This window comes from Pseudomonas sp. Z18(2022), from assembly GCF_036346535.1.
Taxonomy (GTDB): Bacteria; Pseudomonadota; Gammaproteobacteria; order Pseudomonadales; family Pseudomonadaceae; genus Aquipseudomonas; species Aquipseudomonas yamanorum_A.
In genome coordinates, this window is record NZ_JAOTOA010000002.1 from 21353 (window position 1) to 31763 (window position 10411).

10 protein-coding genes are annotated in these 10411 nt (G+C 60.8%); 5 read left to right on the top strand and 5 right to left on the bottom strand.

Going from position 1 to position 10411, the window contains the following annotated elements:
• Positions 1-6 precede the first annotated feature (6 nt).
• The 3 genes from V3W39_RS05435 to V3W39_RS05445 all read left to right on the top strand — a co-directional run bounded on the left by V3W39_RS05435 (position 7) and on the right by V3W39_RS05445 (position 3178).
• Positions 7-1065, top strand: coding sequence for an HlyD family secretion protein (locus V3W39_RS05435; RefSeq protein ID WP_330212326.1), 1059 nt, complete (start codon positions 7-9; stop codon positions 1063-1065).
• Complete coding sequence (locus tag V3W39_RS05440) at positions 1062-2504, top strand: efflux transporter outer membrane subunit (RefSeq protein ID WP_330212327.1); 1443 nt, start codon at positions 1062-1064, stop codon at positions 2502-2504. Before V3W39_RS05435 ends, V3W39_RS05440 begins: the two co-directional genes overlap by 4 nt.
• Before the next feature lie 98 nt (positions 2505-2602).
• Positions 2603-3178, top strand: a complete 576-nt coding sequence (locus tag V3W39_RS05445) for a hypothetical protein (protein WP_177078917.1) — start codon at positions 2603-2605, stop codon at positions 3176-3178.
• 2 nt (positions 3179-3180) lie between these two features.
• Here V3W39_RS05445 and V3W39_RS05450 read toward each other — a convergent pair whose 3' ends face one another.
• The 5 genes from V3W39_RS05450 to V3W39_RS05470 all read right to left on the bottom strand — a co-directional run bounded on the left by V3W39_RS05450 (position 3181) and on the right by V3W39_RS05470 (position 8226).
• Entirely contained in the window at positions 3181-3852 is a 672-nt protein-coding gene (locus tag V3W39_RS05450; RefSeq protein WP_177042399.1) for a protein phosphatase 2C domain-containing protein, read from the bottom strand.
• Entirely contained in the window at positions 3849-4523 is a 675-nt protein-coding gene (locus tag V3W39_RS05455) for a hypothetical protein (protein WP_256348040.1), read from the bottom strand. Before V3W39_RS05455 ends, V3W39_RS05450 begins: the two co-directional genes overlap by 4 nt.
• 26 nt (positions 4524-4549) lie before the next feature.
• Positions 4550-5275, bottom strand: coding sequence for a hypothetical protein (locus V3W39_RS05460; RefSeq protein ID WP_177042397.1), 726 nt, complete (start codon positions 5273-5275; stop codon positions 4550-4552).
• A gap of 77 nt (positions 5276-5352) precedes the next feature.
• The gene (locus V3W39_RS05465; RefSeq protein ID WP_177134516.1) at positions 5353-6060 is read right to left on the bottom strand and encodes a DUF3142 domain-containing protein; all 708 of its coding nucleotides are present in this window, start codon (positions 6058-6060) and stop codon (positions 5353-5355) included.
• 3 nt (positions 6061-6063) lie between these two features.
• The gene (locus V3W39_RS05470) at positions 6064-8226 is read right to left on the bottom strand and encodes an outer membrane assembly lipoprotein YfiO (protein WP_330212328.1); all 2163 of its coding nucleotides are present in this window, start codon (positions 8224-8226) and stop codon (positions 6064-6066) included.
• A gap of 209 nt (positions 8227-8435) precedes the next feature.
• Between V3W39_RS05470 and V3W39_RS05475 the strand changes: the two genes are divergently transcribed.
• A complete protein-coding gene (locus V3W39_RS05475; RefSeq protein WP_442968394.1) occupies positions 8436-10043 on the top strand; it encodes a glycosyltransferase family 39 protein in 1608 nt (535 codons plus the stop codon).
• Positions 10044-10116: 73 nt separating this feature from the next.
• Complete coding sequence (locus V3W39_RS05480; RefSeq protein ID WP_076015581.1) at positions 10117-10362, top strand: DUF2789 domain-containing protein; 246 nt, start codon at positions 10117-10119, stop codon at positions 10360-10362.
• Positions 10363-10411: the final 49 nt, after the last annotated feature.

The following is a 10411-nucleotide window of genomic DNA, read 5'->3' on the forward strand; positions in this document are numbered from 1 at the left end:
ATTGCTATGAAACGCAAAGACAAAATCGCTGTAACCGTCATCACCGTGTTCGCCGTGGGGGTGCTGGTTTACCTGCTGGCGCCGGGCGTGTTCGGCAGCAAGCGCCAGAGCACCAACGACGCCTTCGTCGCCGCCGACTACACCCTGGTGGCGCCGCGTGTGGCCGGGTTTATCAAGGAAGTGCTGGTGGAAGACAATCAGCGGGTCAAGGCCGGCCAGTTGCTGGCGCTGATCGATGACCGTGACTTTCGCGCCGCTGCCCAGGCGGCCGATGCCGATACGCTGGTGGCCCAGGCGCAGCTGAAAAATGCCACGGCGACCCTGGAACGCCAGAGCTCGGTGATCGCCCAGGCCCAGGCCACGGTGGCGGCGGACCGTGCCGAAGTGGCGTTTGCCGAGCACGAACTGAACCGCTACAACCACCTCGCAGGCGTCGGCGCCGGCACGGTGCAAAACGCCCAGCAGGCCAAGACCCGCATCGACCAGGCTACCGCGCGCCTGGCCAGTGCCACGGCGGTGCTGGCGGCCGAACGCAAGCAAGTGGAAATCCTCAGCGCCCAGCGCGATGCGGCAGAAGGCGGCCTGAAACGCGCCCAGGCGGCGCTGGAAATGGCCAGCTATCAGCTGTCGTACACCCGCATCGTCGCGCCGGTGGACGGCATGGTCGGCGAGCGGGCGGTGCGGGTCGGCGCCTATGTGACGCCGGGCAGCAAGATCCTCGCGGTGGTGCCCTTGGCCGAAGCCTACGTGGTGGCCAATTTCCAGGAGACCCAGTTGTCCCACATGCACGCCGGCCAGACGGTGGACGTGAAGGTCGACAGCCTCGACGGCGAAGTGCTCAAGGGGCATCTCGAAAGCCTGGCGCCGGCCACCGGGGTCACGTTTGCCTCGGTCAAACCCGACAACGCCACCGGCAACTTCACCAAGGTGGTGCAGCGCATTCCGGTGAAAATCATCCTGGAGCCCGGCCAGGCGCTGACCGAACGCCTGCGGGTCGGCATGTCGGTGGAAGCCAGCGTCGACACCCACATCGCCGCCCAGCCACGTGAGGTGGCGCAGCAATGAGACACCTCGCCTGGTTTACCTTGAGCCTGCTCAGCCTGAGTGCCTGCACCGTCGGCCCGGACTTCCAGCGCCCGCAAAATCCCGTCGGCCAATGGACCGCGCCTCATGGCCAGCAAGCCGCCAGCCACGCGGTCAACGACCCGCTGGAGGAGCGCTGGTGGGAAGTGTTCCACGACGCGCAACTCACCGCGCTGACACGGCGTGCACTCACCGATAACCTCGACCTGAAGCTCGCCAGCAGCCGCCTGCAACAAAGCCGCGCCGCGCGCCAGGTGATCACCGCCGAGCGCTACCCCACCGTCAACGCCACCGGCGACTACCTGCGCCAACGCAACAGCGCCGATGGCTTGAGCGACGCCTCGGGCAAGAACGGCCGCGCAGCCTACAACCAGTGGGACATGGGCTTCTCCGCTGCCTGGGAACTGGATTTCTGGGGCCGGGTAAAACGCGAAACCGAAGCCGCCGACGCCACCCTGCAAGTCGCTGAAAACGACCGCCGCGCGGTGCTGTTATCAGTGCTGGCGGAAACCGCCCAGGACTACATCCAGCTTCGCGGCGTGCAGAACACCCGGGCCGTCACCGAGCAAAACCTCGACGTCGCCCGTCACAGCCTCAAGCTGTCGCAACTGCGTCTGGCCGATGGTGTGGCCACGGACCTGGACGTCGCCGAAGCTGCCGCTCAAGTCGCTGCCATCGAGGCGCGCCTGCCGGACTTGCAGCAACGCCAGGACCAGCTGATCAACGCCCTGAGCCTGCTGATGGGCGAGCCGCCGCAAGCCTTGTACACCGAGCTGTCCAAGGACGCCGCCGTGCCGCGAACCCAGCGCCAGGTCGCCATCGGCCTGCCGTCGCAACTGGCCGAGCGCCGCCCTGACATCCGCCAGGCCGAAGCGCGTTTGCATGCCGCCACCGCCTCCATCGGCGTGGCCAAGGGCGACTTCTACCCGCGCATTACCCTGTCCGGCAGCGTGGGCTCCCAGGCCTTGCAGCTGGCGGATTTCGGCTCTTGGAGTTCGCGCGCATTCGCTTTTGGCCCACAGTTGAGCTTGCCGATTTTCAACGGTGGTCGCTTGCAAGGCATGCTCGATTTGCGCGAAGCCCAGCAACAGGAAGCGGCCCTGGCCTACCAGCAAACGGTACTGCGGGCCTGGCATGAAATCGACGACCAGTTGACCCGCTACAACGCCAGCCAACTGCGCCGCGACAGCCTTGCCGAAGCGGTACGCCAGAACCAGATCGCCCTCACCACGGCGCAACACCAGTACGTCGAAGGCGTGGTGGATTTTGTCAACGTGCTGACGGTGCAAAGTGCGTTGCTGGCGACTCAGGAGCAGTGGGTGGAAAGCTCCACCGGTGTTTCCCTGGCCATGGTCGGGTTGTACAAGGCGCTGGGTGGGGGCTGGGAGTCGGTGTATCCGTTGCAAACCGCTGGGCGCTGATAGCCAAGTAGGACCGTTCTCTATTTTCATGGCGGTAAACATTCGGGCTGCGGGGTCGTTAAGCTTTTCCGCCGAATAACTTCCTGGAAGATTTGCCGATGTCCGTGATCGATAACCCTTATGCGCCGCCGCAAGCCGTGTTGAGCGAGCCGTCTGTCAGCCGCTCCGGGTTCTTTGTGGTAGCGCCTCGCAAGCTGGTGCTGATGGCGCTGCTGTCACAAGGTTTGTATGTTTTGTATTGGTCGTACAAACAATGGAGCGGCTATCGGCAGGAAACTGGTGCGAAAATCTGGCCGATGGTCCGGGCTTTTTTTCCGGTCTTTTTCTTCTATTCACTGGTGATGAAGGTTGAGAAAAAGCGCGAGCTCAGTGGTGCTTCGTATCGCTGGTGGCCGCGCAGCGTAGCCATCGGGCTGATCGTCTGTGGGTGCCTGCCGTTTGCTTACATATGGTTCATTGCGCCGTTTACTGCCGTCAAGATCGGTATCTGCCTCTCGATCGTGCAGATAGCCCTGGCCGCGCAGTTACAGCGTGCGGTGAATCAGGTAGAGAGCGATCCCGAGGGAGAAGCGAACAAGCGCCTGACCTGGGCCAATGGCACCTGGATCGTGATCGGGCTGTGTTTGTACACGATCGGGATCATGTCAGCATTGCGGGTGCCGTTGGTGCCCTGATTTTAAGGCTGCGACAACATGAAGGTACTGTCGTCCTCACCTGGGAAGTCAGCAAGGCTATGGCTTGCGATCGCGCAGAGCTGACTTTCAACCGATAGCTCGGCCCAGAAACCGTCCGTAGCCAGGACCCACCGGGTGCCCGGGTCTGCTTGCAGCGATTGGATATGCGGTTCATGGGGCCTGCGATAGCTCATGCAGTTCCACAGTGTTTTACGTGCCGGGCTGCTGGCGATGAGGGCGTGGCCAAGATCGCTTTTCCAATTGGGGCCGCAGTGAGGCGGACTTAACCAGGTTACGGCGTGGTTTGCTTCCAGTCGTCCCAGGCAGCAGTCGCCCGCATGAATGGAGATGGCTGTGTTGCCATGAACCAGGAGTGCGAGATAGCTGGTGGCGGCGAAGGGGTAGCTTGAGCAAAGCGTTGAACTCACTTCATTGAGTGAGGTGAGCGTCAGGTCTAGGGTCCTGTCAGGGCAGGCAAGATCAGGGGAGGCGATGCTGGAAAAGGATGTCAGCAAATGTTGAATCAGTGCCTGCGCCAACGCCCCACTGCCGGGCTTTGAGGCCCCGTCTGCTATCACGTAGAGAAAGACACCGCTGTTGTGTGCCGAGCCTGTGACATCCCTGTTTTCTGATCTGTGGGTGCCTTGGCGGGTTACGCTCAGATGCAGGTTCAAGTGGGCGCCCCGAATGCGATCATTGCGTTGAGGCGATCATGAATCAGCGTCTCGCGATCAGGGGTCTGGGCAGTACTTTGAATCACGTCCTGAAATGCCCTGAGCCGCAGCAGTTCAGAGAGTTGTTCGCTGACGAATTTTTGTAGCGCGTTTGGCGCCTGCTTCATTTCCCCGCTCAACTCCTCGCGCCCATCCACCAGCGCGATGATGTCTTCAATGTCGTTGGACATCAGCACATCGCCGTTTCCTCGCCCCTGATACGCCTGCAGTTTCGCGGCAAGAAACCACGGCGCCGCGAAGACCTTGATTCGAATGCCGTTGGGTAAAGGGTGATAGGTGGCGTTTTCCAGTCCTCCGACAAACCAGGTATTTGAAAACCCCAGTACCCTTTCATCCGTAGGCATGAAATCGACTTTCAGGGCGCCCAGGCGCAAACGGCAGGTGACAGCGTCTTGCCCGGTGTTCCTGAACCCCTTGGGCTTGAGATGTTCTTCAAGCCGATACCAGTCAGCGGTACTGGTCAGGTGAATGACCAGATCGACGTCGTCGGTGCCACGAATGGATTCTTGAGTGTATTCATCGGTGATGAGCAGGACAGTGGTGCATCCACCGACGAAAGCCACCTGTTCGCGCAGTTCTTCTCCCAGTGCTTCGGCAACCTCTTCCAGCATGTGCAGCATCATGGCTCTGTTTGAATTCACAGGATCCACTCCCTCAGCATGGCGTCGGCCACTTTGGTTTCTCGTGGGCCACCGATGCGAATGGCATCGACCAGGGCGAGGAAGTGGTAGAGGAGTTCGTCTTTTTTCACGGCTCCCGGTACGGTTTTAAACAAGGGAATTATTTCCTGTCCTTTGCTTTTTCCGTAAGCATCAGGCCAAACGGGTATCAGGTCTCCACCGCTCATGAGCTTACCTGCCATTACAGGGGCTGCGAAGGCGGTTGGGATGCCACGCACGATGGGCCCAGGCTTGGCGGGGAATACGTAGCGAATTCCGTATTTAATCAAGTCTAGAAGCGCCTCTTTCCGAACGGATGGTTGTCCGCTTGATCGGTCAGTATGAATGAGGCCGATATCGCGACAGCGGTTCAGGGCGTTGGAAACCTCACTTTTGCTGAGTGCAAGTGAAGCGGACAGGGCTCGGACAGAGTAACTATCAATATTGGGCGCGATCGATTCGTTATCGATATCCTCCCACCCTTCCCAGTTTTTGGTGTGGGACAGGGCTATTTTCTCCACATTCCCAGTTAGGCGTAGATCAAGAAAACGGTCGAGATAAGTTTGGGACTCACTTGATACGAGACTCATTGCATCCTCAATATCAAGTATTACAGTGAACTCGCGCTTTTTAACCCGATCGTTCTGAGCCTGGAGGTCCAAGCTGATTAGTTTGAAGAGGATTACGATGTCTTGACTTTTCATGCTGATTCAAGCTCAAGTGTCCACTGTCCATGGACCGTGGACACTTTTTTGCATGGAGTCTTAGCGCATGTCAAGCGTCACGTCGGATTCTGCAAAAACACCACATACCCTCGAAACCACTCATTCCCCTTCAAATACCCGGGCTCCTCCCACTCTCCACCCTGAATCAACCCAATCTTGAACGGCACCCCCAACCGGTTCATCCGTGGCAGATACGCCGCGTAATCCGGAATGCTGTGGCGGCCCTGATAGGTTTGCACCACCACCTCATCAATCACGCCCTTCAGTTGTGCGATGGCTGCAGGATCTGCATTGCTGCTCCAGTCCATCAGCCCGGTGATGCTCAGGCGCAAGTCCTTGGGCAGGCGCTGGCGCAGGTCGCGCAGGAAGTCGGCGTATTCGTTGAGGTATTGCGTGCGGGCGTCGAAGTCGATCTGGATACCCACCACCGGGTTGCCCGCGTCCCGCCAGCGTTGCACCTGGCCGAGCATCTGGCGGTAGACCGACTCTGGCCAGTGCAGGGTGTGGGCGCGGTACACCACCCAGATTTCGCCTTGGGTGATGCGCGGCACGCTCATGCCCTGGGCGATGAACTGCACGCCACGCGCGGGCGCGCGGCGGGTGGAGTTGATCTGGCCCTGGAGGATGTACAGGGTTTTCGCCTGCTTGAGCACCGGCTGCGGGGCGACGCCGCTCCACAGCCAGAACGCATCATGGTCGCGGGCGTCCACCGCGCCGAAGGCCGGGCTCGTCAGCAGCAGCAGGGCCAGCCAGAAACGCTTCACGGCTTACCAGTAGTACTGCAGCGACTTGCCCCACTGGGTATCGGCAAACCCGGTTTTCAACTGGCGGAACCAGCCTTTGCGCACGGCCTTGTCGACGTCTTCGCCGCCACAACTGTTGTAGCCCGAAGGCCCGTAGCAGTTGATCGCGCGAAACAGCGCGTAGGCCTTGTCGTTATGCGGTGCCTTGGGGTTTTTGATGACGAGCTTGTAGCCTTCGAGCCGCGAGAAGGTTTCACCTTTGAAGGGTGAGGCGGTGCTGCCCAGGCTGCCGGCGGAGCGCGCTTGTTCCAGAGGCATGCCGTCCAGGCCGTTGCGCAGCACGAATTCACCCAGGCAGTTCAGACCCTGGGGGTTTTTCGGCTCGGCCTGCAAGGTGCTGGCGATTTGCGCGATGCTCGGGCAGGTGTAGCCGGACTCGGCCTTGTCGCCATTCCAACGGAACAGTTTCAGCGACTGGCCGCCGCTGTAGACGTAGCCCAGGCTGGTGCCGAGCTTGTCGTCGGGAAGCGAGGCGGGCAGTTGCTTGAGGTCCTCGGCAAAGGTCTCGAACTGGCCGCGCAGCAGGTCTTTATAGAGCAGCACGAATTGCGCGGTCTGACGTTCCACCGGGTCGTCGGCATTGGCAAGCTGCTGGCGCAGCAACTCGGGGCCGGCAACATTGCGCAGCAGGATGTAACGCACCTGCTTGGCGCTGATTGGCGAATCGGCGGCGAACACCTTGGCCAACTGCCCGCTGCGTTCATAGTTCATCGCCAGTGCCAGCTCAAGCTGATCCCGTTGCAACGGTTGCTTGGCCAACGGCAGCAGTTGCAGCCACAACGCTTCGGCGGTTTTCCAGTCTTCCTTGGCTTCCAGCGCCAGGCCGCGCAGGGTCTGTTGGCTGAAGGCGAAGTAATCGAGATTCGACGGCACGTCTTGCGGCAACAGCTTCAAGGCGCGGTCGGGTTGGTGCTCGACGTACAGCGCAAACGCCGCCTGTACGTAGGCATATAGCGCCGGCTCCTGAGTGAATATCGACTTCTGCCCGTCAAGCGCTTCGCGAGTGAGCTTCGGCGGCTCGCCGGCGCGCATCCACATCAGGTCGTTGATGGCCAGGATCAACGGGTTGCCCACCGGTGCCGTGGTACTGGTCAGCAGCTTGGTGTCGGCTTCCTGCACCAGTTCATCCAGCGAAACGTTGCGCTGGGCATCGGTGGCCTGGGTCAGTTGCCAGGCAAAGTCGTTCGCTAGTTTGTCGGGGTTGGGCGCGAGCCAGTGCACCCGGCGCAGCAGACCACGGGCGGAGGCGGCGTATTCGCCCTGTGGATAAGTTTTCAGGTAGTCGTCAAAACCACTCTCGGCCCGCTGCAGGGCGGACTTATCCACATGCTCAAGGGACGGTGTGCCGTATTCGTCGAAGGCATTTTGCTGGGCGTCGTTCAGCGCAGTGCGGGCGGTCATGTACAGCGCTGCTTCCTTGAGCCAGGGCAGCGAACTGCTCGTCAGCCCGGCAAAACCTGTTTGCGCATCGCTGAAGCGACCGCTGTAAAAGTCCCCGGCGGCTTTCAGGTAGGCCAGCAATGCCTGGCCGTCTGTCGATTTAATCAGGTCGGCCTCGCCTGCCGCTACGCCGTCCGAGGAACAGCTGCCGAGCATCTGCAAGCGCAGTTTTGCCAGCAACTGGCGCTCGGCCTGCGGTACATCGGCCTTCACCACCTGGCTGATAAACGCGGCGGCGCTGTCATCGGCGTTGCTGCGGCAGCGACTGCCCTCGCCGGAAAGGAAAGCTTCACCAGCGGTCTTGTAGTCATCGCGCTTGATGCCCAGCGGGCTGAGCAGTTCGTCCAGTTCGGCGGTGCGAGAGTCGTCTGGCTTGTTGTCGGGCTCATCCGCCGCGGGCGTGAGCCGATACACCGGGAATGGCACCGGGCCAAAGCCTTCGGAAAAGTCCTGCTCGCCCAAGGCATTCGGCGCCAGCGGCATGACGTTCTTGTCTGCCAGCAACAGGCGCAGGTTGACCCGGCTGTCATTGCCCGGGCTCAGGAACGGCAGGTTGCTGCACACTTCCAGGCTGTTACGCGACACCCGCCAATCCGGGTAGCAGGAGTCATCGCCACTGGCGTGGGCCTGGAGGGGAAGGGTGGCGAGCAATGTCAGTGCCAGGGGTGACAGAAGACCGATACGCATGAAGTGTCCTTGATCCTGAATCCATGGAAGGTGGCAATCATAGCGTGAACCCACCAAAGCGTCGGAGAAGCCCTGCGCAAAATTCAGATTTGTCCGATTAGCGGATCGCTGTTCAAATGCGCGCAAAACAGCAGGCGAATCGAGGCCTTTTGACCTAGAGTGGCGGGTGTTCGCGCAAGCGTAGTTCAGTAGTAGGTGAGGAAGTAGAGGTGCGACGCTCTGTGGCGGAACAAGACAACAAGGCCGGGGCATTTCCCGTGCTCAATCCTGGCCTGTGGGAGAACGCCGGCTGGCTCGCTCGATTGTGGTGGGTGCCGCTTTTGGCGTTGGCCGTGGCCGTGCGCTTCTACGGTTTGACCGCCTCCGCGATCTGGGGCGATGAAGGTTCAAGCCTGCTGCTTGCCGAGTATTCCCTGGAAGACCTGTGGTTTCACGCCGCCCATGACGTTCACCCGCCGCTGTATTTCGTCATGCTGCGGGGCTGGATCGAGGTGTTTGGCGACGGCGTTTTTTCCCTGCGCAGCATGAGTGCGATCCCTGGTGTCGCCGCCGTGGGCCTGGGCATCTGGCTGACGCGGCTGATCGCGACCCGCCGCGCGGCGGTGCTGGCGGGGATTCTGCTGGCGGTGCTGCCCACGGCGGTTCGCTATAGCCAGGAAGTGCGAATGTACTCGCTGCTGGGTGTGTGGCTGCTGGCTGCCACCCTGGCCTTGGTGTACTGGGTCCGCCAGCCTGAGCGCAAGCGGTACCTGGTGGCCTATGCATTGTTGATGACAGCCGCCTTCTATACCCACTACTTCACTGCGTTGTGCGTGCTGGTGCACTGGTCATGGCTGGTGTTGCTGCGCATGCCACGGGCCGGCGGCCTGCGGCTTGTCACGCGTCCGGGCTGGTGGTTGGCCAACGTTGCGATTGTGCTGCTGTACCTGCCCTGGCTGCCGAATCTGCTGGGCCTGGTGCAGCACACCGAAGAGCTCAAGGTGGGCGGTGATATTGGCTGGGAAGACCCTGTCGATCTGTATTCCTTACCTTCGATGGTGTGGCAGTTCCTTATCCAGGACCCGGGCGATCACCTGTGGCGGCCACTGTTTGTGGTGTTTCCGTTATTGCTGATAGCGCTGGTGGGCGTAACCGCCTGGCGCGATCAAAGCCGCTATCGGTTCGGCTGGCTGCTGGCGCTTTTTTTCATGCTGCCGGTACTGCTGGTATATGGGGTTTCGTTTGTTTCCCCGGTGTTTATCGAGCGTTATCTCACCGCCTATGCGCTGAGCTTGCCGATCATCGTGGCGTTGGCAGTCGATCGTCTGTCGTCGCGTCTGCCGCTTGCCGGGGCGGCACTCCTCGTGCTGTTTGTCGGGGTCGAGGTGGTGGGCGTGAAGACCAACACCGCTGTCGGTGAGCATGATCAATTCAACACCATGGTGGAGTTCGTCAACCGCAACTATCAGGAAGATGACCGCATCGTCATCAGCGACATGCTGTGGTACCTGCCTTACGTCTATTACGACGAGACCGACGCCCAGTTGCAGCTCTTCACACCGCCCACCGCCGCCGGCAAATCGACCCGGCCGAACGCCTACGGGTTCGGCACCCTGGTGGACCAGGACGGCGGGCGCATCTACCTGGATCGGTTGTCGGCGTTGCCTGCCGAAATCCAGCGCGTCTGGCTGATCAGCGGCGCTGAGCCGCCGGATGATTTTGCGCCGTTGCCGGCAGGCTGGCGCCAGCTCAGCCAGCAGGATGGCGGTGGCGCACGGGCCCGGCTGTTCGTGTTGTGTAACGTGCCGGCGGGTGTGCATCGCGAGGGTTGTGATTAATCCGCCAGACACCTGAGGTTTATGTTCGCCTGGGGGGCTAGACTCAGGTGAACCTTCTCTTCAGGAACACACCATGGAATCCCCAGTCCACAGCTTGCCATCCTTGTTCAAACAGCTCGGTTTGCCGGATGACCCGGTGAGTATCGAGCGGTTTATCGCGGTTCATTCCCCACTCAAACCCGAACTGCATCTGGCGGATGCGTTTTTCTGGACGCCTGGCCAGCGGGCGTTTTTGCGTGAAGAGATATTGGAGGATGCGGATTGGGCGGAGGTGGTTGATGAGTTGAATTTGCGGTTGAGAGAGGGGCGCGGGGTTTAAAACCCGCTTTACTGACCCACATCTTCGCGCCGCCACCACCCATCCCAAA